We start from the raw sequence: 24,800 nt of genomic DNA on the forward strand, positions 1-24,800 counted from the left end.
ATGCAGCTCACCGTCTGGACCTACGAAGGACCGCCGCATGTCGGCGCCATGCGCGTCGCGACGGCCATGCAGGACGTACACTACGTGTTGCACGCGCCCCAGGGTGACACCTACGCGGATCTGCTGTTCACCATGATCGAGCGGCGCGACCGCCGGCCGCCGGTGACTTACACGACTTTCCAGGCGCGCGACCTGGGCAGCGACACGGCTGAACTTTTCAAGACGGCAGCCGCTGAAGCGGTCGAGCGCTTCCAACCGAAGGCCCTGATGGTCGGGGCCTCCTGCACGGCAGAACTGATTCAGGACGACCCCGGCGGATTGGCCAAGGCCCTGGGGCTGTCGGTGCCAGTCGTACCGCTCGAGCTGCCCTCCTACTCGAAGAAGGAGAACTGGGGCGCGGCGGAGACCTTCTATCAGATGGTCCGCACGCTGGCCGGCCCGAGCGCACCGGCACCCGGAACAGTTCGGCCGCAGCGCGAAGCCGGAACGCGGCCAAGCTGCAACCTGCTCGGCCCCACCGCGTTGGGCTTTCGCCATCGCGACGACGTGCTGGAGGTGACGAAGCTGCTGCAGTCGATCGGCGTCGAGGTGCGGACGGTCGCGCCCTTGAACGCGACGCCGGCCGACCTGGCGCGGCTGGGCGAAGCCGATTTCAACGTGGTGCTCTATCCGGAAATCGCGCAGACGGCCGCCAGCTGGTTGAAGCGGACCTTCGGTCAGCCCCACACCCGGACCGTTCCGATCGGTATCGGTGCCACCCGCGACTTCTTGGCCGAGGTCGGGGAGCTGGCTGGCGTCGATCCGAGTGCGGCTTTGGCCGGCGCCCCATCGCGCTTGCCGTGGTGGTCGCGCTCCATCGACTCCACCTACCTGACAGGCAAGCGCGTTTTCGTCTTCGGCGATGGCTGTCACACCGTGGCCGCTGCTCGGATCGCACAAGAAGAGCTGGGCTTCGAGGTTGTTGGCCTCGGCACCTACAGCCGCGAGATGGCGCGCGAGGTCAGAGCGGCCGCGGAAGGCTACGGGGTCGAGGCTCTGATAACCGAGGATTACCTGGAGGTCGAGGCCCGGATCGAGGCTTTGCAGCCGGAGTTGGTTCTCGGCACGCAGATGGAACGGCACATCGCCAAGCGCCTCGGCATCGGCTGCGCCGTGATCTCGGCGCCGGTGCACGTTCAGGATTTCCCGGCCCGCTACGCCCCTCAAATGGGGTGGGAGGGGGCCAACGTGATCTTCGATAGCTGGGTCCATCCCTTGATGATGGGGCTGGAAGAGCACCTGCTCGGTATGTTCCGCGAGGACTTCGAGTTCAACGACGCGGCGGGCGGATCGCACCTGGGCCACGGCGGCAAGCGGTCCGACGGTACGACCGAAACCGACGAGCCCTCGCTGTCTCACAAGACTGCACCGGCGCACAGCGAGCCCGCACAAAAAGAGACGTCCGGTACGAGCGAGCCGGTGGCGCCGGTCTGGACTGCCGAGGCCGAGTCGGAACTCGGCAAGATTCCCTTTTTCGTGCGCGGGAAGGCGCGTCGCAACACCGAACGCTTCGCTGCACAGCAAAGCATCGCCGCCATCACTGTCGAGACGCTCTACGATGCCAAAGCCCACTTCGGCAAATAGCGCCACGCGCGCCACGAAGGCCCCGATCACGTCGGGCGGCTCCATTCCCGTGCGCGTCGTTCTGGTGACGCTGGACCGACATCTCGCGAGCGCCGCCGAGCGTGCTGTCGCAACGCTTAAGCGCGACCTTCCGGGACTGGAGTTCGGCTTTCACGCGGCCACCGACTGGGCCAACGATTCGGACTCTCTGGCTCGCTGCAAGGCCGACATCGCGCAGGGCGATATCGTCATCGCCTGCATGCTTTTTGTCGAGGAGCACATTCAGGCGATTCTCCCCGATCTGCAGGCGCGCCGCGAAGCCTGCGATGCCATGGTGGGCTGCATCTCGGCGAGCGAGATCGTCAAGCTGACGCGTCTCGGCCGTTTCGCGATGGACGGCAGCAATCAGGGCGGCATGTTGGCGCTGCTCAAGCGTCTGCGCGGCGGAAAAACCAAGGGAGAGGCGAAGGGGGCGAGCGCCGGAGCGAAGCAGGTCGCCATGCTGCGCCGGCTCCCGAAGATCCTGCGCTTCATCCCGGGCACGGCACAGGACGTGCGGGCCTACTTCCTGACTCTGCAGTACTGGCTCGCTGGCTCAGAGCACAACGTCGTGCAACTGGTCCGTTTCCTGGTGGATCGCTACGCTGCCGGTCCGCGCAGCGCTTTGCGCGGCACGCTGCCTGCCAAGCCGCCGCTCGACTATCCAGACCTTGGGCTCTATCACCCGCGCTTGGCTGCTCAGATCGTGGAGCAGCCTGGAAAGCTACCCCGTCTCAAGCCGGCTCAGCGTCAGGGTCGGGTCGGGCTGCTGCTGATGCGATCCTACGTATTGGCGGGCGATACCGGTCACTACGACGGTGCGATCGCTGCGCTGGAGGCTGAGGGGCTTGAGGTCGTCCCCGCCTTCGCCGTCGGGCTCGACCAGCGTCCAGCGATCGAGGCCTTCTTCCTGCGTGACGGTCGGCCAACGGTCGATGCCGTCGTCTCTCTGACCGGCTTCTCTCTGGTCGGCGGGCCGGCCTACAACGATGCCGAGGCTGCTGAGGAGATGCTGGCGGCGCTCGACGTGCCCTATGTCGCCGCTCAGGCGGTCGAGTTCCAGAGTCTGGAGCAATGGGGCAACTCCAACCGCGGCCTCATGCCGGTCGAGTCGACCATCCAGATCGCGATCCCGGAGCTGGACGGTGCCACCGGGGCAGCCGTTTTCGGCGGCCGCTCCTCCGGATCCGGCGAACTCTGTCAGGGTTGCGAGCGCCACTGTTGTTTCGAAGCAGCAGGCGCCCAGGATATGCACGTTTGCCATGACCGGGCCGAGGCTTTGGCGGCGCGCGTGGCGAAGCTCGTGGCCCTGCGCAAGGCCGCGGTGGCCGAGCGCAAGGTGGCCATCGTGCTGTTCAACTTCCCGCCCAACAGCGGCGCGACCGGCACGGCAGCCTATCTCGATGTCTTCGCCTCGCTGCACGCCACGTTGCAGGCTATGCGGGACGAGGGTTACGACGTCGAGCTGCCGGACTCGGTGGACGCGCTGCGCAGCCACCTGCTCGAAGGCAACGCCCAACTCTATGGTGCCGACGCCAATGTGGCGGCCCATATCCCGGTCGACGATCATGTCCGTCGGGAGCGCTGGCTGAAGGATATCGAGGAGGCCTGGGGACCGGCGCCCGGCCGTCAACAGACCGACGGCCGCAGCCTTTTCGTTCTCGGCGCACACTTCGGCAAGGTTTTCGTCGGTGTCCAGCCGGGCTTCGGCTACGAGGGCGATCCCATGCGCCTGCTGTTCGAGCAGGGCTTCGCACCGACGCACGCCTTCAGCGCCTTCTACCGCTGGCTCCGAGAGGACTTCGGCGCCCATGCCGTCCTGCACTTCGGCACCCATGGCGCCCTGGAGTTCATGCCGGGCAAGCAGACGGGCATGTCGGGCGCCTGTTGGCCGGACCGGCTGATCGGTGCCCTGCCGAATCTCTATCTCTACGCCGCCAACAATCCCTCGGAGGGGACCATTGCGAAGCGTCGCTCCGCTGCGACGACGGTGACCTACATGACGCCCCCGGTCACTCATGCCGGTCTGTACCGGGGACTGAGCGATCTGCGTGCCTCCCTCGACCACTGGCGTGGTCTTCCCCCTGATGCGGAGTTGGAGCAGGCGGATCTAGCGGCCCTGATCCAGGCTCAGGCCGCCGAGGTCGACCTGGCTGAGCCCGAGCCCCTCTGGAACGGCGATGCGACCTCGCGCATCGGCCGCCTTCACGAGGAGCTGAGCGAGATCGAACAGTCGCTGATCCCGCACGGCCTGCATGTGGTTGGACAGGCGCCGAGCGTCGAGGAGCGCGGCGAGTTGCTTTATGCAATGGCCGAACTGGAGCCCACGACCGCCCCGTCGCAGGAGGCAGTCGCAGCCCTGCTGGCCGGCCGGACGCCGGAGGAGGCGGCGCGGATCGACGGCCACGGCGAAGATCGAGACCGGATCGCGGTGCTGTCCGACCTGGCCGACGCGAACGACAAGATGCAGGGTGATCACGAGATTCGTGGCCTGCTGCATGCTCTAGAGGGTGGCTATATCCGTCCGGTTCCGGGTGGCGATCTGCTGCGCACGCCGCAGGTTCTGCCGACCGGGCGTAACCTGCACGGCTTCGATCCCTTCCGCATTCCCAGCGCCTACGCCGTCGCCGACGGCCGCCGTCAGGCACAGCGGTTGCTGGACCGCCATCTGGCCGATGGCAATGCGCTGCCCAGCTCTGTCGCCTTCGTGCTCTGGGGGACGGACAATCTCAAGAGCGAGGGCGGGCCGATCGGTCAGGTCCTGGCATTGCTCGGCGCCAAACCGCGCTTCGACGGTTACGGCCGGCTCTGCGGTGCCGAACTGCTGTCGCTGGAGGAACTCGGCAGGCCGCGTATCGATGTCGTCGTAACGCTGTCGGGAATCTTCCGCGACCTACTGCCGTTACAGACAAAGCTACTGGCCGAAGCCGCTTGGCTGGCTGCAAGTGCTGAGGAGCCGCATGAGGCGAACTTCGTGCGCCGCCATGCCTTGGCGTATCAGGCCGAGCACGGCTGCGATTTCGAGACGGCGGCCTTGCGAGTCTTCTCCAACGCTGACGGTGCCTACGGCTCCAACGTCAATCAATTGATCGAAAGTGGAGCTTGGAGCGACGAGGACGAGCTTGCCGAGACCTACAGCCGACGCAAGTGCTTCGCTTACGGCCGCTCCGGTCAGCCGGAGCGTCAGAGCGACCTGCTGCAGTCCATGTTGTCCGACGTGTCCTTGGCCTATCAGAATTTGGAGTCTGTCGAGGTCGGGGTGACCACGGTCGACCACTACTTCGACACCCTTGGCGGAATCGGGCGAGCGGTCCAGCGGGCTCAGGGCGGATCCGTCCCAGTCTACATCGGCGATCAGACGCGTGGCGACGGTACGGTGCGCACCCTCGGCGAACAGGTAGCGCTGGAAACCCGCACCCGCATTCTCAATCCGCGCTGGTACGAGGGCATGCTGAAGCACGGCTACGAGGGCGTGCGCCAGATCGAGGCGACCGTGACCAACACCGTCGGCTGGTCGGCCACGACGGGCCAGGTGCAGCCCTGGATCTACAGCCAGGTCAGCGAGACCTTCGTCCTCGATCCCGAGATGCGCAACCGCCTGGCGGACCTCAATCCCAAGGCTTTGGCCAAGGTCGCCAACCGCCTTCTGGAAGCGCACGAACGCCAATACTGGAGCCCCGACGACTCAACACTCGAAGCTCTGCGTCAGGCCGGCGAGGAGCTTGAGGATCGTCTGGAGGGGATAGCAGACAGCGCGGCCGGTTCTCTGCCGACGCAGGCGGCCGGCGGTGCCACCGCATAACCGTTTTAGGGAGTGACCTTGATGGGCAGCATGACCAGCGTTCTTCCCAAGCGTGCCGACGGCGAAGGCAGCGTTCAGGTCGAGATGGACCCGAGCCTGGAGATCGGGAAGGCCAAGGTCTTCGCGGTCTACGGCAAGGGCGGCATCGGCAAGTCGACCACCTCGTCGAACCTCTCTGTCGCCTTCTCGAAGCTTGGCAAGCGGGTGCTGCAGATCGGCTGCGATCCGAAACACGACAGCACCTTTACCCTGACCAAGCAGCTGATGCCGACGGTCATCGATGTTCTGGAGTCCGTCGACTTCCACTCGGAGGAGCTGCGGATCGAGGACTTCGTTTACGAGGGCTTCAACGGCGTGATGTGCGTCGAGGCGGGTGGTCCGCCGGCCGGGACGGGCTGCGGCGGCTACGTGGTCGGCCAGACGGTGAAGCTTTTGAAGGAACATCACCTGCTGGAAGATACCGACGTGGTGATCTTCGACGTGCTGGGCGATGTCGTCTGCGGCGGCTTCGCGGCCCCTTTGCAGCATGCCGACCGGGCGCTGATCGTCACGGCAAACGACTTCGATTCGATCTACGCGATGAACCGTATCGTCGCCGCCATCCTGGCCAAGTCGCGCAACTACGATGTCCGCCTCGGCGGGGTCATCGCCAATCGTTCGGCCGCGACCGACCAGATCGACAAGTTCAATGCCAAGGTCGGGCTCGACGTTCTGGCGCACCTGCCGGACCTGGACGAGATCCGACGCTCGCGCCTGAGCAAGTGCACGCTCTTCGAGATGGAGACGACGCCCGCAGTCGAGGCCGTCCAGAACGAGTACCTGCGCCTGGCTCAAATTCTTTGGGACGGTCGCGATCCTCTGCTCGCGACGCCGATGAAGGATCGCGACATCTTCGATCTTCTGGGATTCAACTGATGCCGACCGCGACCTTCGCCACGCGCCGGGGACAGCTCGAGCATTACTTTGACCGGACGGCGGTTGAGGCCTGGGCGCGCCTGACCTCCGACGCCCCGGTCAGCCGGATCCGAGCGACGGTGCGGGCAGGGCGCGAACGGATGCGCGCGACCCTACTGTCCTGGCTACCCCAAGACCTGACGGGCCTGCGCCTGCTCGATGCCGGTTGCGGGACCGGTCTGCTGTCGGTCGAGGCGGCGCGCCGGGGCGCGCAGGTCGTGGCAGTCGACGTCTCGCCGACCCTGGTCGGTCTGGCAGGAGACAGGTTGCCCGACGACGTCGATCCTGCACGTCTCGACTTCCGGGTCGGGGACATGCTGGACCCGGCGCTGGGGTCGTTCGACCACGTGGTCGCGATGGACTCGCTCATTCACTACAAGCCCGGCGATACCGTTCAGGCACTGGCCCGGCTCGGCGAGCGGACGGGCGGTTCGCTGCTCTTCACCTTCGCGCCGCGCACGCCGCTGTTGAGCGCGATGCATGCGGCCGGTCAGCTCTTCCCGCGCGGCGACCGGGCACCGGCGATCGAGCCGGTCGGCCCGAGCAGCCTGCGCGCCCATATCGCACGGGCGCCCGACTTGAGAGATTGGCACGCGGGACGCAGCGAGCGGATCGTAAGCGGCTTCTACACCTCGCAAGCTCAGGAACTGGTCAAGGGGGAATCGATCAAGGGGGAACCTGTCGTTCGATGAGCTGGTTGCGCGCCCAGATCACCGGGTCCTGGATGCGGATCACGCCGCAGTTCCTGCCCTTCGCCGATGCGGCCAGCCAGGAGTTGCCGATCGGTCGTCTGCTGCGCTTGTCTCTGTTCCAGGTCTCGGTCGGCATGGCCGTCGTCCTGCTGACCGGCACCCTCAACCGCGTGATGATCGTCGAACTCGGCGTGTCGACGGGATTGGTGGCGGTGATGGTGGCGCTGCCGCTGATCTTTGCGCCGCTGCGGGCGTTGATCGGCTTCCGTTCCGACACCCATCGGTCCGCGCTCGGATGGCGGCGTGTTCCTTTCATTTGGATGGGGACTCTGCTGCAGTTCGGCGGACTGGCGATCATGCCTTTCGCGCTGCTCGTACTTTCGGCGGACGTTGTCCACGGACCCGAGGTGCTCGGTCACATCGGCGCCGCGCTGGCTTTCCTGCTGGTAGGTGCGGGTCTGCATACGACGCAGACGGCGGGCCTGGCTCTGGCCACCGACATCGCGCCGGCGGAGACTCGCCCGCGCGTGGTCGCGCTGCTCTACGTCATGCTCCTGCTGGGTATGGTGGTCAGCGCCTTGCTGTTCGGATTGCTGTTGTCCGACTTCAGCCAGGTCAAGCTGATCCAGATCGTCCAGGGGGCGGCCGCAGTCACCGTCGTCCTGAACGTCATCGCCCTTTGGAAACAGGAGGCGCGCAATCCGGAGCGGACACGACGGGACCTTCCGCGCCCCACGTTCCGCGAGGCCTGGACCGGAATCAGCGACGGCGGTCGCACCAAGCGCCTATTGATCGCCGTGTTTCTCGGCACCGCCGGCTTTTCCATGCAGGACATTCTCCTGGAGCCTTACGGCGGGGAGATTCTGGGTTTGACCGTCGGTGCGACGACCCTGCTGACGGCGATCCTTGCCAGTGGTTCGCTGGTCGGCTTCGCGCTTGCGGCGCGGCACCTCAGCCGCGGTGGCGATCCCTTCCGTCTGGCGGCCCTCGGCATGCTCAGCGGCATCGCCGCCTTCTCCGCTGTCATCTTCGCCGCCCCGCTGGAGTCTGCCGCTCTGTTCCGCGCCGGCACTGCCCTGATCGGTTTCGGCGGCGGTCTGCTGGCGGTCGGGACTTTGACGGCGGCCATGGCGATCGCGGATACGAAGATCGCTGGATCGGGGATGGCGCTGGGGGTCTGGGGCGCGGTTCAGGCGACGGCGGCCGGTGGTGCTATCGCGTTGGGCGGTCTGCTGCGTGATACGGTCGGTCACCTGGCGTCGGTTGGGGCGCTGGGACCGGCGCTGACCGATCCGGCCATCGGCTATTCGGTGGTCTACCATCTGGAAATTCTGCTGCTGTTTGCGGCCTTGATTGCCATCGGTCCGCTCGTGCGGACGGACAGATTCGTCTCAGCGGTGCCTTTGCGCAGGCCAGAAAGATTCGGTTTGGCCGATTTGCCGGGATAGCCGGCGGATCGACCTGCTCTTGATCGAGGAGGCTAGATATCATGTCAGCCAGCATCACCAGCCATATCGATGTGGCTCAGGTCGTTCTCTATACCTTCTGGCTGTTCTTCGCCGGATTGATCTTCTACCTCCGGCGCGAGGATCGGCGAGAGGGTTACCCCCTGGAGTCCGAATTCACGGGCGAACCATACGACGCGGACTCTCTTCTGATCCCTTCGAAGAAGGTCTTCACGCTGGCCAGCGGGGAGCAGACGGACTCCATGCGGCGCGACACGCGCGAGCTGAAGCTGGCACCGACCCAGGCCTGGTCCGGCGCACCTTTCGAGCCGACCGGCGATCCCATGATCGACGGTGTTGGTCCCGCCTCCTGGGCGGAGCGCCGGGACGTGGTCGAGCGGACAGCCGACGGTCACGCCAAGATCGCGCCGATGCGCAGCCTCCCGGACTTCATGATCGCCAAGGGGGATACCGATCCGCGCGGTCTGCCGGTCAAAGGCTGCGACGGCGCCGTTGCCGGCACTGTTAAGGACGTCTGGATTGATCATGGGGAGCAGATGATCCGCTACCTGGAGGTCGAGCTGGCCGGTCATCCGGAGGTTCCGGGCGTCGGGGGCGCGCTGTTGTTGCCGATGGCGATGGCGAAGCTGACCGGCTACCCGGCCTACGTCCGCGTCGTTTCCATTCGAAGCGATCAGTTCGCCAACGTACCTCGGACCAAGTCGCCCATCGAGGTCACCTTGCTCGAGGAAGAGAAGGTCGTGGCCTACTACGCCGGCGGCTACCTCTACGCCGAGCCGTCACGGATGGGGCCCTTGGTTTGAGATATCGCCAAGCAGTGGCGATAGGGAGCTAGGACGATGTGTGAGATTGAGATCGAAGAAATCCCCGGTCTGCCGGGTAAGCTGCCGGAGGGTGAGCGGCTGCTGTGGCAAGGTCGGCCGCGATGGCAAAGTTTGGCGCGGCGCTGCTTCAAGCTGCGCTGGGTCGCGGCCTACTTCGGCATCTTCGCGATTTGGTGGAGCCTATCCGCCATCAGCGACTCTCAGCCTCTCGGCGCCGCGTTGCTGGAAGGCTTGGCGTTGGTTCCGATTGCCGCTCTCGCGCTGGGTCTGCTCTGCGGTCTGGCCTGGCTGACGGCGCGGACGACGATCTACAGCATCACGAGCCGGCGTGTGGCCATGCGCTTCGGCATCGCTTTGCCGATGACCGTGAACCTGCCTTTCTCGCGCATCGGCTCTGCGGACCTTAAGAGCTACGGGGATGGCAGCGGCGATATCGTGCTCTCCTTGCTCGGCCGCGATCGTCTGGCGTACCTGCATATCTGGCCGCATGCCCGCCCTTGGTGCTTTAGCCGTGTCCAGCCAATGCTGCGTGGCCTGCCGGCGGTTCAGGAGCCCGGGCGCATTCTTGGGGAGGCTTTGGCCGGCGCTTTGGCAGAACGTCAGGCGACCGAGCGGGCCGCGATGCAGAAGGACAGCTTTGAGACCGTACCGTCGCGGACCGCACGACGCCGCGCAGAAGCGACGCAGAAGGATCCATTGCCTGCCCCAATGTCCATAGCTGCGGCCGAATAGAGCCGGAAGCCGAGAAGGACCTCCGTCCATGACTGCCGAGACTCAGCATCTTCATCACCCGAAACCCTTTCCGAAGGGCATGCTCTGGGCTGCGGCGGCGCTCATCACCTTTTCGATTGTGATTGCGCTGGTGGGTCGCCTGACGGACTTCGGGACTGTGCGCAATCCGGAGGCGACACCGCGAGCCGCCTATGACCTGACCTTCGCGGATCAGGCGGACGGGTCCGTCGTGATCGCCAGCGCCGCGAGCGGCGATCCCGTGATTGCGCTCGATCCAGGCACCAACGGTTTTGCGCGTGGGGTCATGCGGGGACTGGCGCGCGACCGCAAGTTGGAGTCCATCGGTCAGGACATTCCCTTCCGCTTGACCAGCTGGTCGGACGGTCGGCTGACCCTGCGGGATCTTGCGACCGGACGCGAGGTCGAGGTCAACGCCTTCGGTCCCACCCAGATCGAGACCTTCGTGAGGATCATCGAGGCGGCGGCGTCTCAGAGTGCCGCCGCCAAGCCTTCAGCTCAGGAGACGACCCAATGATCGCTACTCTGTTCGGTCGCCGCGAGGTCGAGGTGCCCTGCACCGTGGAGGTCGCCAACACCTTCGACAGTTTGCACGCCCACGTCGAGCTGGCACGCGAAGGCGATCTCCAGCCAGGCGATGCCGTGCGGGTCCACGGCGACACCATCCAGGCCGACTACGGAGAGGCCTTTACGCTGCAGCGACGCGCGACAGTCGTGCGTGCCGGATGGCTGGAGCGTGTCTGGACCCGCCTGGTCGGAAATCTCGAATTCATGGAGCTGCTGGACATCAGTTTCAGCGACAGGAGGAAGCTATGAGCAGCCGTGCGGCACGTCACATCGTCCCAGCGGACAACGAATACGTGAAGGCGGAGCTGGCGAAGAACGGCATCGACGCCTGCGCCCAGAACGCTCCGAGCGATTCGACCTTACGCGCTCAGGAAGATACGCTTCTTAGCCCGCGTTTCTACACCACCGACTTCGACGCCCTGGACGCTTTGGACGTCAGTCCGGTGCGCGCGGAATGGGATGCGCTGATCGCGGAACTCGCCGAGGACCGCAACCGGTCTCATTTCAAGCGCGAGCCTGATTGGGCGGCCCAGATCCAAGAGCTACCCGAGGGCTTGCGCAAGGAGTTCATGGATTTCCTGATCTCTTCTCTGACAGCCGAGTTCTCCGGCTGCGTGCTCTACGCGGAGATGCGCAAGCGCGGCACTAATCAGGACATCATCAACCTCTTCAAGTACATGAGTCGCGACGAGGCGCGCCACGCCGGTTTCATCAACGACTCTCTCAAGGACTTCGGGATCGGCGTCGATCTCGGGTTTTTGACGAAGACCAAGAAGTACACCTACTTCCAACCCAAGTTCATCTTCTATGCGGTCTATCTGTCGGAGAAGATCGGCTATGCGCGCTACATCGCGATCTACCGGCATCTCCAGCGCAATCCCGACCGCCGCTTCCATCCGATTTTCAAGTGGTTCGAGCAGTGGTGCAACGACGAGTTCCGCCACGGTGAGGCCTTCGCCCTGCTGATGCGCACGCAGCCCCAAACGCTGCGCGGCCTGAACAAGCTGTGGATCCGCTTCTTTCTGCTTGCCGTCTTCGCGACGATGTACGTGCGCGACCACGCCCGGCCGGAGTTCCATGCGGCTCTCGGGCTCGACATCGACGACTACGACATGCAGGTCTTTCGCATCACCACGGAGATCTCGAAGCAGATCTTTCCGTTGACCCTCGATATCGACAATCCGCGCTTCAAGCGTTTGATGGACCGGCTGTTCCGGACGGCTGAGAAGATCGACCGGGCCAAGGCGCGGGGCGGTGTCGGTGGGGCTCTGGCTCGGGTCGGTTTGGCCGGCGTTGCTGCGGCAACGCTCGCGCAGCTCTATCTGCTGCCGGCCAAGCCGAATACCCCGCCGCTGGAAAGCCGATTGGCTCCCGCCTGGTAAGGAGGATCGCTGGACTCGTCATGGAAGCCTTCGCCGCGCCCGCAGCCTTCGCGCTTCTTCTCTGGTGGTGGTCAACCGGGGCGATTCTTTGGCTGGTCGGACTGCCCCGCGCAAGTCACCCCTGGTCGATGGCGGCGGTGACACTGCTGCTGCTGCCCATGGCTCTCTGGGGGCTTGTCGCGAGCGGGTCCAACGTCAGCCCCTTCGGCGTCTATCTCGCCTTCACCAGCGCCATCGGCGTCTGGGCCTGGCACGAGATGACCTTTCTTTTCGGCTACGTCACCGGGCCCAACAGGCGTGCCTGTGTGCCCGGCGCGGTGGGGTTCCGGCGTCTTCTCTCGGCCAGTGCGACTGTGATCTATCACGAGCTTGCTCTGGCCCTGACCGCCGGTGCGATCTTCTGGTTGCTGTGGGAGGCTCCCAACCAGATCGCGCTCTGGACCTTCCTCGCTCTCTGGATCATGCGCCTGAGTGCCAAGCTCAACATCTACTTCGGCGTCCCCAATATGACGGAGGAGTTCCTGCAGCCTCACCTGGCCTACCTGACCGGCTACTTCCGGAAGGGACCGGTGACTCCTTTCTTCGCCCTAACTGTCACGGCAGGAACGGGGGCTTTCCTGCTGGCGGTCTGGCGAGCTGTCGATCCGGCCACGCCTCTTTTCGAGACGATTGGCATGGTTCTCGTGGCGACTCTGTTGCTTCTTGCTGTTGTCGAGCATTGGTTTCTTGTTCTGCCGCTGCGCGATGCGGCGCTTTGGCGTTGGGCTCTGCGTGATGCCGCGCCGGGACGCCTGTCCGACGGCGACGATACACGTCGCGAAAGCACACAGCTTGCGGTGTGTCCGCAAGATGATCCTGTAGGAAGACATCCGGTGCCGATTGGTCTTTCGGAGCGCCGCGTTTCGGCCACCGGATGACACGAACGGAGCTAAGGCTGAAGCCGAAGCCTGACGTGGGAGAGAAGCGTTATGGATTACGAGGGATTTTTCGAGGGCCAGTTGTCGGCTCTTCGGGAGGAGGGGCGCTACCGGGTTTTCGCGGACCTGGAGCGTCGGGCTGGCGCCTTTCCCCGGGCGACGCGCTATCGGGGGGACGCGACCTCGGAGGTGACGGTCTGGTGCTCGAACGACTACCTGGGCATGGGCCAGAACGCGGAGGTGATCGCGGCGATGCACGCCGCGCTGGACCGCTGCGGCGCGGGGGCCGGGGGCACGCGCAACATCTCGGGCACCAATCACTACCATGTGCTGCTTGAGCGCGAGCTGGCGGACCTGCACGACAAGCAGGCGGCGCTGCTCTTCACCTCGGGTTACGTGTCGAACTGGGCGGCGCTCTCGACCCTGGCGGCCAAGCTGCCGGACTGCGTGGTCTTCTCCGACGCCAAGAACCATGCCTCGATGATCGAGGGGATCCGCCACAGCCGGGCGGAGAAGCACCTCTTCGCGCACAACGACCCGGAGGACCTGGACCGCAAGCTGGCGCAGGTGGCGCCGGGGCGGGCGAAGCTGGTGGCCTTCGAGTCGGTCTACTCGATGGACGGGGACATCGCGCCGATCGCCGAGCTGTGCGACGTGGCGGACAAGCACGGCGCCATGACCTACCTGGACGAGGTGCATGCGGTGGGGCTCTACGGCCCGCGCGGCGGCGGCATCGCCGAGCGCGAGGGGCTGAGCGACCGTCTGACGCTGATCGAGGGAACGCTGGGCAAGGCCTTCGGGGTGGTCGGCGGCTACATCGCCGGCTCGGCGGCGCTCTGCGACTTCGTGCGCTCCTACGCCAGCGGCTTCATCTTCACCACGGCATTGCCGCCGGCGATCGCCGCCGGGGCGGCGGCCTCGATCCGCCATCTCAAGTCCAGCCAGAGCGAACGTCGGCGCCAGCAGGCGCGGGTGGCCGAGCTGCGGAGCCGGCTGGACGCCGCCGGCATCCCGCACCTGGACAACCCCAGCCACATCGTGCCGGTGATGGTGGGCGACCCCGTCCTCTGCAAGCAGATCAGCGACCTGCTGTTGGACGACTGGGGCATCTACGTGCAGCCGATCAACTACCCCACCGTGCCGCGCGGCAGCGAGCGCCTGCGCATCACCCCAAGCCCGCTCCACAGTGACCGCGACCTCGACCACCTCATCACCGCCCTCACAACCATCTGGAAACAGCTGGACCTGCTGCGCAGGGCGGCGGCGGAGTAGGCGTCGATTTTCAGGCACGATCTTGTCGACTGCGAAGGGCCGTTGCTGAAGTGCAGCGGCCCCTCTTCTTTCTGACGCATGTCAATGTGAATTGACGGACTTGGTGTTAAGTGAATGAGACGGTCCGCAGTCGGGAGATCCGGTTCATGCGCATTCTTCTCATTCATCCCAACTATCACTCGGGCGGGGCCGAGATCGCAGGAAACTGGCCGCCGGCCTGGGCGGCCTACCTGTCCGGTGCCTTGCGCGCCGCGGGCTACGACGACATCTGCTTCATCGATGCCATGACCGATGACCTATCGGAGGAGCAGCTTCGCGCACTGCTGGCGGCGGAGAAGCCCGACATGGTCGGCGCCACGGCGATCACGCCGTCCATCTACAAGGCGGAGCGGGCGCTTCAGCTCGCAAAAGAGCTTCATCCCGATTGCGTCACGGTGCTCGGCGGCATCCACGCCACCTTCATGTATCAGCAGGTGCTGAGCGAGGCGCCCTGGATCGATGTCATCGCGCGCGGCGAAGGCGAGGCGGTCATCCAGAACCTGGCGCGTGCGATCGAGGCGGGCCGTTGGCCCGTCGATGCGCGCAAGATCCGGGGGATCGCCTTCGCGGAGGGCGATAAAATCGTCGCGACGCCAGCGGAGCCGCCGGTCGAGGACCTGGAGAAGATCGAACCGGACTGGGGCGTGCTGGAGTGGGACAAGTACGTCTACATTCCCACCGGCAAGCGGGTCGCGATACCGAACATGGCGCGCGGCTGTCCCTTCACCTGTAGCTTCTGCAGTCAGTGGAAGTTCTGGCGGAACTATCGCGTCCGCGAACCCAAGAAGGTGGTCGATGAGATCGAGACGTTGGTGCGCGATCACGACGTCGGCTTCTTCATCCTCGCGGACGAGGAACCGACGATACATCGCAAGAAGTTCATCGAGTTCTGTGAAGAGCTGGAGCGCCGCGATCTGCCGGTCCTCTGGGGCATCAACACACGCGTTACCGACATTCTGCGCGACGAGGAGTATCTCCCGCTCTACCGCCGCGCCGGTCTGATCCACGTCTCGCTCGGGACCGAAGCGGCGGCGCAGCTTAAGCTCGACCGTTTTAACAAGGAGACGACGGTCGCCGAGAACAAGAAGGCGGTCGAGCTTCTGCGCCGACACGGTATCGTCGCCGAAGCGCAGTTCATCGTCGGTCTGGAAAACGAGACGGCGGAGACGCTGGAAGAGACCTACCGCATGGCCCTCGACTGGCAACCGGACATGGCCAACTGGGCGATGTATACACCTTGGCCTTTCTCCGATCTCTTCCAGGAGCTCGGAGACAAGGTCGAGATCTTCGACTACGAGAAGTACAACTTCGTCACGCCAATCATCAAACCCGAAGCTCTGGAGCGCGAGGAGTTGCTCGACCGGGTGATGAACAACTATCGACGCTTCTACATGCGCAAGTCCTTCCTGGACTATCCCTGGATCCGCAATCGGGAAAAGCGCAACTACATGCTCGGCTGCCTCAAGGCCTTCCTCAAATCGGGCGTCAAGCGCACCTTTTACGATCTCGGTCGGGTCGGCTACTGGGGGCCGCAATCCAAAGGCGCGGTCGATTTCGGTTTCGACGAGAGTCGGGGGCGGGAGACCCTCAAGCCCGTCGAGGGAACCGCTGCCGGCGCCACCGGCTGGCGTGCGCTCCAGGATGCCAGCCGCAAGCGTGCCGATGCTGAGGCGACCCGTGCACGGAAACGCCGGGAAGCCGAGGCGATCATGGCCTGCGGCGGCGGCAAGCAACAGCTCGAGGACGCGATCATGACGCCACCCGCGGATGCGGCTCAATCGGTCGTCGGGCCGGCGGAGTAGGGCCATGCCTCAGATGCTGGCAAAACGTCTGCCGGAGGCGGAGGCGAAGCCGGAGACTCTCCTCGAGTCTCTCAAAACAGGACCCTCCTGCTCACCGCTTGCGTGCAGAGCGGGCGCGCAGATCGGCCCCAATAGCTTGACGCAGATCGCTGCGGCCTTGGAAGCCTTTGTCGGAGCGGAGGAAACAGCGCGGATTTTTGCGGAAACGGACCTCACGCATCGTCTCGTGGCGCCTCCAGAGTCGCTGGTGCCGGAGAGAGAAGCGATCCGCCTGCACGGTCACCTGCGCCACGCGCTCGATGCGCGAGGAGCTCGGGTCGTCGCGCGAGATGCAGGGCAGCGAACCGCCGACTATCTGCTCGCGCACCGAATTCCAAAAAGCGCACAGTTGCTCTTGAGGCTGCTGCCAGCGCGTCTTGCGTCCCACCTCCTCGTCGATGCCATCGCCAGAAACGCCTGGACCTTCGCGGGCGGTGGGCGCTTTTCCGGTCGGGGCGGGCGTCCGACCCTGTTGTCTCTGGTCGATGGTCCGCTTGCTCGGAACGTCGAAGCGGACCATGCGGTCTGCGACTATTACGCCGCGACCTTCGAGCGCCTGTTCCGTAAACTCGTCAGTCCCGACGCCTACTGCATCGAGACGACGTGCCAAGCTTGTGGGGCCGACGTCTGCCGCTTCGAAATTCGCTTCTGACCGAAGCCTCTAAGGTGGCAGTGTGGTCGCCTACTGACCGCCCTGGGACTTGAGGTAAGCGATGACATCCGCGATTTCCTGTTCGTCGCGGAGCTGAAAGGCCATTCGGCTGCCTTGAATCACTTCGCGCGGATTGGCCAAGTAGCTCGGCAGCGTCTCTGCGTTCCAACTGAAACCCGCATCCTTCAGCCCCTGCGAGTAGCGGGCCGCGAAGTCTTCGTTGCTGCCGGCCTGACGACCGTAGACGCCGTAGAGATTGGGGCCGACACGGGCGGCTCCGCCTTCGTCAATCGTATGGCAGGCTCTGCATTTGTTGAAGACTTGCTCGCCCGCCGCCGCGTCGCCCTCAGCGAGCGCCGGGGTCGTGGTCATGAGCAGCAGCAGTCCTGCAGTCGCAAAATAGTTGTTCACGGACATGGAAGAACCCCCATTAATTACAAAAACACAGAGTAATTTGATCTATAGCGTCTTCTCCAGGTGACAAGTGCGTGAGACTTCCGGTTATGCGCTGGTCCAGAATCGATGGACATGTGAGATCGGGGCAAAACGGCTTCGCAGTCCGATTCAGCTTGTAGCCGCCTGCTGTCGGCTTGTTCGACTGCGTCCGGACCCAGGACTTCGGACGGTATCTTCTCAAGCCTATTGGTCGGGGAAACCGGCACCGGGCAAACGACGACATCGTTTGAGACATTCGAATGGAGCGTTTTTGGCAAGACCGATGGTCGTGCCGGTTCGCCCTTATACGTGCCGTCCGCCTCGCCAACTTCTGCGATTGTTGCCCTGTCCACTTGGGCGAACTGTAAGTCTGGCATAACAATTATAACTGTCAATCAATATTGACATTTCATTGCCATGCGATTAACGTAGCAAGGCCTGCAAGGGATGGTAGCGGGCGCTCAGGATTGTGAGAGGAGACAGTGCCAATGGCCCATGAGATACAGACGGCCGACTTGGACGATCCTGATCGGATCTGGCCGACCGGCCTCACGATCAGAGAGTCCGAAGAACTGCATAAGCACGTCATCGACGGTGCCCGCGTGTTCTTTTTCATCTCTTTGATTGCTCACCTGCTGGCATGGCTGTTTACGCCATGGGGCGGCTGAAGGGAGACTGAGTCATGAACCAAGGAAGAATCTGGTGTGTGGTCAAACCGACCGTGGGGCTTCCCCTTTTCCTCGGGGGCGTCGCGGTGATCTCGTTTTTGGTCCACTTCTCGCTTCTGTTGAATACCTCGTGGTTCCCGGCCTTTTTCGAGGGCGGTTGACGGCAAGAGGTATCCTCAGGCGGTTGAGGCGCGGCAGGGCCTCCGGCTCTCACCCGTTCGCACTGCGTGACGCAAGAGTCCGGAGCGCCTGCCGGTCTCCATTTGGAGAGTCGGCATGACACCAACGGTACGGATTTTCGAATCTCAAGCCGCCGCCCAGAATGCGGCAACGCAACTGTTGGAGGCTGGTTTCAACAACTGCCGGGTGCTGTCTTTGGAACGGCAAGCTGGGGCAGGGCCTGGTGCAGGGCCTGGGATGGAACCCGGAATGTCCGTCTCACCACAGCCCGATGCGGAAGCTATCGTTCGTGCTGCGGTCGAGGACGGACTGCTGGCTGGACGTCATCGCTCGATCTGCGTGCGTAGCCTGCGGCAGGGACGGTCGCTGGTGGCGATCGCGACCAACTTCGGGTTCGCACAGCAAGCCACTGAAATCATGGAGGCCTGCGGGGCCGTCGACAGCGCCTCTCTGCCGGCCTATTACCCCAGAAATCCATCACCTTTCTCCGACTTGCTCGGTCTTCCGACTTTGAGCCGCGCAGCACCGGTTAGCGAGTTGAAGAGTTCTTCGTGGTTTTTTTCCTCGCTCTTCGGGTTCCGTCTGCTGAGCAGGAATGCCACACCCTTCTCGTCGCTGCTTGGTATGAAGACCTTGAGCAGCCCCAAGCGCGAATGGAGGTCGAGTTTCGGCTTGCCGCTGCTCTCAAGTAACCCGGCGCCCCTTTCGTCGGCTCTTGGGATGCGAACCCTTTCCAGTGGAAAGGGATCTTGGAAGCGCAGCTTTGGTTTTCCTCTGTTATCCCGAAATCCAACGCCCCTATCGTCGCTCCTGGGAATCGCCACCCTCATCCGGCGCAGATAGGGCTGCATCGTAACGGCGCTTGATCGGCACGCCGCTTCCCCTGTCAGGTGGCCCGCCCGGGCGGCCGGGCTCTTGCGAGAGAGCAGATGAGATATCTGGGTCGACGGTTGATGAAGACGTGGGACTCTCTCGGCCCACGCTACATGCCGTTCGCCGATCTCGCGACGCCGGACCTCTCCCTCGCACGCCTCGTTCGTCTGTCCCTCTTCCAGATCTCGGTCGGCATGACCCTGGTTCTTCTGGTCGGCACGCTGAACCGTGTCATGATCGTGGAGCTTGGGGTGCCGGCGGCGGTGGTCGGCGTCATGATCGCCTTGCCGCTCGTCTTCGCACCTTTCCGCGCAGTGATCGGCCATCGGTCCGACACCCATCGTTGCGAACTGGGGTGGAGGCGAGTGCCCTTCATCTGGAAAGGGACTCTTCTTCAGTTCGGCGGTTTCGCCATCATGCCCTTCGCTCTGCTGGTTTTGGCCGGTAAGGGCGAGGCGGACACCGCGCCGATCTGGATCGGTCAGTCGGCGGCCGCTCTGGCGTTCCTTCTGGTTGGTGCGGGCACGCATGTGGTTCAAACAGCAGGTCTTGCGCTGGCAACGGATCTGACGCCGCCGAAGTCCCATCCGAAGGTCGTCGGCATGATGTACGTGACGCTGTTGATCGGCATGATCGTCAGCGCCTTGATCTTCGGAGCGCTGCTGGCGGACTTTACGCCGGGGCGCCTGGTGCAGGTCGTCCAGGGGGCTGCTGTTCTTTGCCTGCTGCTGAACATGGCGGCGGTCTGGAAGCAGGAGACGCGGCGACCTCCACGCGGCGCGGCGCCTGCGACGCCCGATCCGACGTTTCGGGAGTCCTGGTCGCGCTTTTGCGCCGGCGCGCAGACGCGGCGCCGGCTGCTCGTTATCGGGCTCGGGACAATGGCTTTCGCGATGGCGGACATCCTGCTCGAACCCTTCGGCGGTCAGGTTCTCAATTGGCAGGTCGCCGCGACGACCAAGCTCACAGCGCTCTTTGCGTTAGGGGGGCTGCTTGGGTTCGTCTTCGCCTCGCATGCTCTGGGTCGGGGGGGCGAGCCTTACCGAATGGCCCGCAATGGCGCTCTCCTCGGACTGCCGGCCTTTGCCTGTGTGATTCTCGCGGCGCCGACGGGACTCTCCGCGCCCTTTCTGATCGGGAACTTCCTGATCGGTTTCGCTGCCGCAGTCTTCGCTCACGGAACGCTGACGGCGACCATGAACCAGGCACCCAAGGAGCAAGCTGGCCTCGCGCTGGGCGCCTGGGGCGCGGTTCAGGCGACAGCCGCAGGTATCGCGATGGCGCTCGGTGGAATTCTCCGCGATCTGGTCGACGCGGTGGTGAAGGCGACCGGGGCCTTCGGTGAGCTTGGAGATGCGGCGGGGTATCTGGCGGTCTACGGACTGGAGATTCTGCTGCTGCTCGCGACCGTCGTGGCCGTGAGTTCGCTGATCCGACGCAACGACGGGGCACGCCGTGGAGTGGTTGCCGACGAGAAGCGCCTATCGCTGGAGCGCGGACGTCTGGTGGATCCAATTGAAACCGGAGACAGGATGGCAAGATGAGCCGGCTTCATGTTCTCGAGTATCCCGATTCGCGGTTGCGTCTTTCGTCTCGGAAGGTGACGAGGTTCGACGACGACCTGGCCGAGCTGATCGACAACATGATAGAGACCCTGGCGGCGACTCAGGGAATCGCGCTCTCGGCGCCGCAGATCGACGATCGTCGCGCTGTCCTCGTGGTGGATCTCTCGGGCGATGGGTCTGCTCCGCAGGCTTACGTCAATCCCGAGATTCTCTCGAAGACAGCCTGGGGACTTGTCGAGGAGAGCTGTCTTTCGCTGCCCGGTGTCGTCGGCAACGTCCTGCGTGCGACGGAGGTCCGGGTCCGTGCTCAGGATCGCAAGGGCGACGTTTTCGAGCGAGAGCTCATGGGCATGGAAGCTGTCTGTCTGCAGCACGAGATGGATCATCTCGTCGGCAAGCTCTTCGTCGATCGCCTCTCGCTGTTTCAGAGGTTGCGGTTCCGTGCCCTATTGGGAAGGCGCGCACGCCGCCGCGCAGCCTGAGTCGATTTCGCCGCTCAACTGCCCCACGCCCTGGCTTGTTCGCGCCGGGTTGTGCGGGTACTGCGCATATCAACGCGCTGGACGGCCGAACTCGACGTGTCCGGTTGCTACCGCCTGAGCTATGCGAGTGCGTCGAAGGAAGTCTGGCGCCGGGACGCAGAGGAGACGGAACTGCTGTCAGGGTCGGGGTTGACCGGTCGCTGCCCGAGTGGACCGAGCCATTCACACACTGGATCGCAACGCGACAACCTTACCGCCGCTTGATGCGCAGACCCGCCATTCTGCCTTTCAGGTAGGCCCCGAGCGCCGCCAAGTCGTCAGGGCGGTGGTAGGAACGCCGCCAGACGAGTCCAAGACGTCGGATCGGACTGCCATCGGTCAGCGGCTTCACGGCGACGTCAGTATCTCGAACCAACCCGGCCGAAAGTGCGATCTCGGGAATGAAGGTGACGCCCAGACCGTTGGCGACCATCTCTATGAGACTGTAGAGGCTGGTTGCCTGATACCCCTCGTTACGACGCGCCTGATGCATGTGACACGCCGCCAAAGCGTGTTCGCGGAGACAATGGCCGTCTTCGAGCAGCAGCAGCTCTCTCGGAGAAAGGTCGGAGACGGCGACGCTGTCGCAGTCCTTCAGGATCAGTGGATGGTTCGGTGGCGCCACCAGCCAGAGGGGATCGCTGCCCAGTTCGATGACTTCGCAATCGGAGACATCGTAAGGCAGAGCGATCAGGGCGGCTTCCAGCTCGCCGGCCCGCAAACGCTCCAGCAATGCTGCTGTTTGCTCCTCTCGCAGGAACAGTTTGAGGTCGGGATAGGCCTTACGAAGTCCCTTGAGCACGCGCGGTAGAATGAAAGGCCCAATGGTCGGTATGACACCGAGGCGAAGCGCGGTGTGAAGGGGCGCGCCTCCGGAACGGGCCGTGTCCACGATCGCCTCGGCGCCTGCGAGGACCTCGCGCGCCTGCCTGGCGATGGCCTCTCCCAAGGGGGTGGGAAGCACCTTCCGCTGGGTGCGTTCGACGAGTGTTGCCTGAAGCGCCTGCTCCAGATCTTTCAATCCAGCCGAGAGAGTCGACTGCGTGACGAAGCAGCGTTCCGCAGCCTTGCCGAAGTGCCGCAGATCGACAACGGCGACCAGGTACTGAAGCTGACGGATGGATGGCAAGAGACTCATCGAAGGGTCCGATTAGAGAGATTTGATTAAGTCATTGGAGCGATCGGTTCGGGACGCCCATCCTCTATTGGACTTAGTAACGCGTTGAAAGGATGGAAAGGGAACCCGATGCGATCCAAGCTTCTCCTCTCACTGGCACCTGCTGTGGCTATGGCCGTGGCGGCGGCCGTTCCCGCGGCTTCGGCGCAGGAGGCGCTTACGCAGGACTCCGGAGCGCCCGTCGTCGACAACCAGAACTCCAAGACCGCGGGGCCGTTCGGCGGTGTCTTGCTGGAGGACTTCCACCTAATCGAGAAACTTGCGCGGTTCAATCGAGAGCGCATTCCGGAGCGTGTCGTCCATGCACGTGGCACAGGTGCGGAGGGGGAATTCGTCGTAACGAACACGGAGATTGCCGACTACACAGCCGCATCACTTTTTGCTGAAGAAGGTAAGACGACTCCGGTTTTCGTCCGTTTCTCGACCGTCATTCATCCCAAAGGGTCACCGGAGGGGCTTCGCGACCCGCGCGGTTTCTCCACGAAGTTCTACACCGATGAGGGCAACTGGGACCTGGTGGGCAACAACCTGCCGATCTTCTTCATTCGCGATGCCATCAAGTTTCCGGACATGGTGCACAGCCTGAAGCCGTCACCGATCACGAACCGGCAAGACCCAAACCGCTTCTTTGACTTCTTCTCCCATATCCCTGAGTCCACCCACATGCTGACGCAGGTCTACTCGGACCTCGGAACGCCTGCGGGCTATCACCTGATGGACGGCAACTCGGTTCATGCCTTGAGGCTGGTGAACCAGGACGGCGACTATGTCTTCGCCAAGTTCCGCTGGATCTCGCAGCAGGGCGTAGAGAATCTCACGGCGGCGGAAGCCAACGCAAAGCCCTTCAACTTCAAGACAGACGCGCTCTACGGTGCGATCGGCGAAGGCGATTTCCCCAAATGGGATCTTCACGCCGTTATTCTCCAGCCTGAGGATATCGGCGAGCTCGATTTCAATCCCTTCGATGCAACGAAGGACTGGCCGGAAGATCAGGAGCCGTTCAAGGTGGTCGAGATCGGTACCATGACCCTGAACCGGATACCGGACAACTTCTTCTCCTCGACCGAACAGTCGGCTTTCGCGCCCGGTGTCATGGTGCCGGGTATCGAGGCGTCGCCGGATCGTCTTCTGCAGGGGCGGTTGTTCGGTTACGCCGACACTCAGCGGTATCGTGTCGGCACCAACTACCAGATGCTGCCCGTCAACGCGCCGCGTGTCCCAGTTCGTAACGTCAATCAGGACGGCGGCATGAATTTCGCCAGTCAGAGCGGCGACGTGAACTTTCAGCCGTCGCGTATGCTGGACGACAACGCTTTCGTCGACAGTCCGTCCGTCGTCGTTTCCCGCTATGAAGTCAGCGGCCTCGCCGAAAGACGGGCCATCGCCATCAAGCAGCCCTTCGCGCAGGCTGGCGAATTCTATCGTTCGCTCGACGAGCAGGAGCAGGCCAACCTGATCTCCAACCTCGCAGGCGATCTCGGTCAGGTCCGTAGCCGTGAGATCAAGGAGATCATGGTGACTCACTTCTACCTGGCTGACCCCGAGTACGGCACTCGGATCGCGGAGGCTGTCGATGTCGACCTCGATGCCGTGAAGAGCCGCGCGGTCGAGGTTCAGCAGGCGTCGCTCTAAGCCACAGGCGCCCTGAATGGTTACGATCTCGTCTCCATTCAGGGCGCCTTACGCGACACTTTCCCGGCACGATGCCGCGCTTTCTCTGGAGACTCGGAATGACAAGGTGGATCGTTTTTCTTCTGGTCCTCTCGGCCGTACTGCCCGCCAAAGCTGAGGTCGCTTCCGCAGAAGCAGAGCCCTACACGGCAGAACAGATCGCCGGCTTGTACTTCGATGCCGCGCGTCAGGGGCGGGTCGACATCCTCGACAGCCTGATCGACGCCGGTGCGCCGGTGGATGCGCGGAACGAAGATGGTTTCACAGCCCTTATCCTGGCAGCCTATAACGACCATCCGGACACCGTTTCGATGCTGGTGCGGCGCGGTGCCGACGCCTGTGCGGCCGACTACGGCGGCAATACGGCCCAAATGGGCGTCGCCTTTCAGGGGCATGATGCCATGGCACGGCAACTTTTGACCTACGGCTGTGATCCGAATGCGGAGAACGACGCAGGACAGACCTCTCTCATGATGGCGGCACTGTTCGGGCGGACGGAGCAGGTGGAGATGCTGCGTGTCGCCGGTGCCGATGCTCTGAAGCGAGATTTCATGGGGCGTACGGCTCTGTTGCTGGCCCGTATCCAAGGCAATGACGAGATGGTTGCCTTGCTGACGGACGCAGGGTCTTAGGCCGACGACCACTCCAGAGCCGGCCGGTGTCAGCCAGGGTCTGAAGCCCTTTCGGCTGAGAATAGGGGCCATGGGTCGGCAAGCTGGTGTTACCGCAATCGATCAGGGAGTTCTGTAGACTGGAAAAACAGTCTAGGTCCGCTGCTGATCTTTTGCGGTGGAGTCGTCATAGGCAGCGAAGTTTTTGACGTTCCAGAGCTTCGTAGGGACGAGGCGCCGGATTAGCTTGCTGAGCGCAGCAACGTCGCGCAGTTCGTTGCCTATGCACCGACGCTGGAG

At 63.8% G+C, this 24,800-nt stretch carries 23 protein-coding genes; 20 read left to right on the plus strand and 3 right to left on the minus strand.

Translation table 11 applies throughout. The features are described 5' to 3' along the window. From bchB to bchJ, 14 genes are all read left to right on the plus strand, one after another. Entirely contained in the window at positions 1–1,623 is a 1,623-nt protein-coding gene (bchB, locus tag ACO054_RS05780) for a ferredoxin:protochlorophyllide reductase (ATP-dependent) subunit B (RefSeq protein WP_421709493.1), read from the plus strand. Further along, complete coding sequence (locus tag ACO054_RS05785; RefSeq protein ID WP_421709494.1) at positions 1,598–5,443, plus strand: magnesium chelatase subunit H; 3,846 nt, start codon at positions 1,598–1,600, stop codon at positions 5,441–5,443. Before bchB ends, ACO054_RS05785 begins: the two co-directional genes overlap by 26 nt. 30 nt (positions 5,444–5,473) lie before the next feature. Continuing rightward, complete coding sequence (gene bchL, locus ACO054_RS05790) at positions 5,474–6,358, plus strand: ferredoxin:protochlorophyllide reductase (ATP-dependent) iron-sulfur ATP-binding protein (RefSeq protein ID WP_421710332.1); 885 nt, start codon at positions 5,474–5,476, stop codon at positions 6,356–6,358. Next, positions 6,358–7,089 (plus strand): magnesium protoporphyrin IX methyltransferase, encoded by a 732-nt coding sequence (gene bchM / locus ACO054_RS05795; protein ID WP_421709495.1) that lies wholly within the window; start codon positions 6,358–6,360, stop codon positions 7,087–7,089. The genes bchL and bchM overlap by 1 nt, the downstream gene beginning before the upstream one ends. After that, positions 7,086–8,537, plus strand: a complete 1,452-nt coding sequence (locus ACO054_RS05800) for a BCD family MFS transporter (protein ID WP_421709496.1) — start codon at positions 7,086–7,088, stop codon at positions 8,535–8,537. The genes bchM and ACO054_RS05800 overlap by 4 nt, the downstream gene beginning before the upstream one ends. A 41-nt stretch (positions 8,538–8,578) precedes the next feature. Beyond that, positions 8,579–9,358, plus strand: a complete 780-nt coding sequence (gene puhA, locus ACO054_RS05805; protein ID WP_421709497.1) for a photosynthetic reaction center subunit H — start codon at positions 8,579–8,581, stop codon at positions 9,356–9,358. A gap of 36 nt (positions 9,359–9,394) precedes the next feature. Beyond that, the gene (gene puhB / locus ACO054_RS05810; protein WP_421709498.1) at positions 9,395–10,111 is read left to right on the plus strand and encodes a photosynthetic complex putative assembly protein PuhB; all 717 of its coding nucleotides are present in this window, start codon (positions 9,395–9,397) and stop codon (positions 10,109–10,111) included. A gap of 28 nt (positions 10,112–10,139) precedes the next feature. Then, on the plus strand, positions 10,140–10,646 hold the full coding sequence (gene puhC, locus ACO054_RS05815) for a photosynthetic complex assembly protein PuhC (protein WP_421709499.1): 507 nt from the start codon (positions 10,140–10,142) through the stop codon (positions 10,644–10,646). Next, the gene (locus ACO054_RS05820; protein ID WP_421709500.1) at positions 10,643–10,945 is read left to right on the plus strand and encodes a hypothetical protein; all 303 of its coding nucleotides are present in this window, start codon (positions 10,643–10,645) and stop codon (positions 10,943–10,945) included. The genes puhC and ACO054_RS05820 overlap by 4 nt, the downstream gene beginning before the upstream one ends. Continuing rightward, entirely contained in the window at positions 10,942–12,078 is a 1,137-nt protein-coding gene (gene acsF / locus ACO054_RS05825; protein WP_421709501.1) for a magnesium-protoporphyrin IX monomethyl ester (oxidative) cyclase, read from the plus strand. The genes ACO054_RS05820 and acsF overlap by 4 nt, the downstream gene beginning before the upstream one ends. A gap of 20 nt (positions 12,079–12,098) precedes the next feature. Beyond that, positions 12,099–12,995 carry a putative photosynthetic complex assembly protein PuhE gene (gene puhE / locus ACO054_RS05830; RefSeq protein ID WP_421709502.1) on the plus strand — a complete coding sequence of 299 codons (897 nt, stop codon included), beginning with the start codon at positions 12,099–12,101 and terminating at the stop codon, positions 12,993–12,995. 51 nt (positions 12,996–13,046) lie between these two features. Then, a complete protein-coding gene (gene hemA / locus ACO054_RS05835; protein ID WP_421709503.1) occupies positions 13,047–14,267 on the plus strand; it encodes a 5-aminolevulinate synthase in 1,221 nt (406 codons plus the stop codon). A gap of 146 nt (positions 14,268–14,413) precedes the next feature. After that, positions 14,414–16,108, plus strand: a complete 1,695-nt coding sequence (gene bchE, locus ACO054_RS05840) for a magnesium-protoporphyrin IX monomethyl ester anaerobic oxidative cyclase (RefSeq protein WP_421709504.1) — start codon at positions 14,414–14,416, stop codon at positions 16,106–16,108. Positions 16,109–16,121: 13 nt separating this feature from the next. Then, positions 16,122–16,799 (plus strand): bacteriochlorophyll 4-vinyl reductase, encoded by a 678-nt coding sequence (bchJ, locus tag ACO054_RS05845; protein ID WP_421710333.1) that lies wholly within the window; start codon positions 16,122–16,124, stop codon positions 16,797–16,799. 30 nt (positions 16,800–16,829) lie between these two features. On the opposite strand, the gene ACO054_RS05850 is transcribed toward bchJ, so the two are convergent. Beyond that, a complete protein-coding gene (locus ACO054_RS05850) occupies positions 16,830–17,216 on the minus strand; it encodes a c-type cytochrome (RefSeq protein ID WP_421709505.1) in 387 nt (128 codons plus the stop codon). Between the two features lie 506 nt (positions 17,217–17,722). On the opposite strand from ACO054_RS05850, the gene ACO054_RS05855 reads away from it, so the two are divergent. Both ACO054_RS05855 and ACO054_RS05860 read left to right on the plus strand, forming a co-directional pair. Continuing rightward, positions 17,723–17,902 carry a light-harvesting protein gene (locus ACO054_RS05855; RefSeq protein ID WP_375594078.1) on the plus strand — a complete coding sequence of 60 codons (180 nt, stop codon included), beginning with the start codon at positions 17,723–17,725 and terminating at the stop codon, positions 17,900–17,902. Positions 17,903–17,916: 14 nt separating this feature from the next. Further along, positions 17,917–18,063 (plus strand): light-harvesting protein, encoded by a 147-nt coding sequence (locus ACO054_RS05860; RefSeq protein WP_421709506.1) that lies wholly within the window; start codon positions 17,917–17,919, stop codon positions 18,061–18,063. A gap of 480 nt (positions 18,064–18,543) precedes the next feature. Here ACO054_RS05860 and ACO054_RS05865 read toward each other — a convergent pair whose 3' ends face one another. Next, positions 18,544–18,933, minus strand: a complete 390-nt coding sequence (locus ACO054_RS05865) for a hypothetical protein (protein WP_421709507.1) — start codon at positions 18,931–18,933, stop codon at positions 18,544–18,546. A 78-nt stretch (positions 18,934–19,011) separates the two neighbouring features. On the opposite strand from ACO054_RS05865, the gene ACO054_RS05870 reads away from it, so the two are divergent. Together ACO054_RS05870 and def are read left to right on the plus strand one after the other, a co-directional pair. Continuing rightward, a complete protein-coding gene (locus ACO054_RS05870; protein WP_421709508.1) occupies positions 19,012–20,499 on the plus strand; it encodes a BCD family MFS transporter in 1,488 nt (495 codons plus the stop codon). Further along, positions 20,496–21,002, plus strand: a complete 507-nt coding sequence (gene def, locus ACO054_RS05875) for a peptide deformylase (RefSeq protein WP_421709509.1) — start codon at positions 20,496–20,498, stop codon at positions 21,000–21,002. The genes ACO054_RS05870 and def overlap by 4 nt, the downstream gene beginning before the upstream one ends. A 250-nt stretch (positions 21,003–21,252) precedes the next feature. On the opposite strand, the gene ACO054_RS05880 is transcribed toward def, so the two are convergent. After that, positions 21,253–22,179, minus strand: coding sequence for a hydrogen peroxide-inducible genes activator (locus ACO054_RS05880; RefSeq protein WP_421709510.1), 927 nt, complete (start codon positions 22,177–22,179; stop codon positions 21,253–21,255). Between the two features lie 108 nt (positions 22,180–22,287). Between ACO054_RS05880 and ACO054_RS05885 the strand changes: the two genes are divergently transcribed. Together ACO054_RS05885 and ACO054_RS05890 are read left to right on the plus strand one after the other, a co-directional pair. After that, complete coding sequence (locus ACO054_RS05885; RefSeq protein ID WP_421709511.1) at positions 22,288–23,850, plus strand: catalase; 1,563 nt, start codon at positions 22,288–22,290, stop codon at positions 23,848–23,850. A 98-nt stretch (positions 23,851–23,948) separates the two neighbouring features. Beyond that, complete coding sequence (locus ACO054_RS05890; protein WP_421709512.1) at positions 23,949–24,521, plus strand: ankyrin repeat domain-containing protein; 573 nt, start codon at positions 23,949–23,951, stop codon at positions 24,519–24,521. Positions 24,522–24,800 lie beyond the last annotated feature (279 nt).

The organism is Algihabitans sp., assembly GCF_965226985.1.
Classification (GTDB): Bacteria; Pseudomonadota; Alphaproteobacteria; order Kiloniellales; family DSM-21159; genus Algihabitans.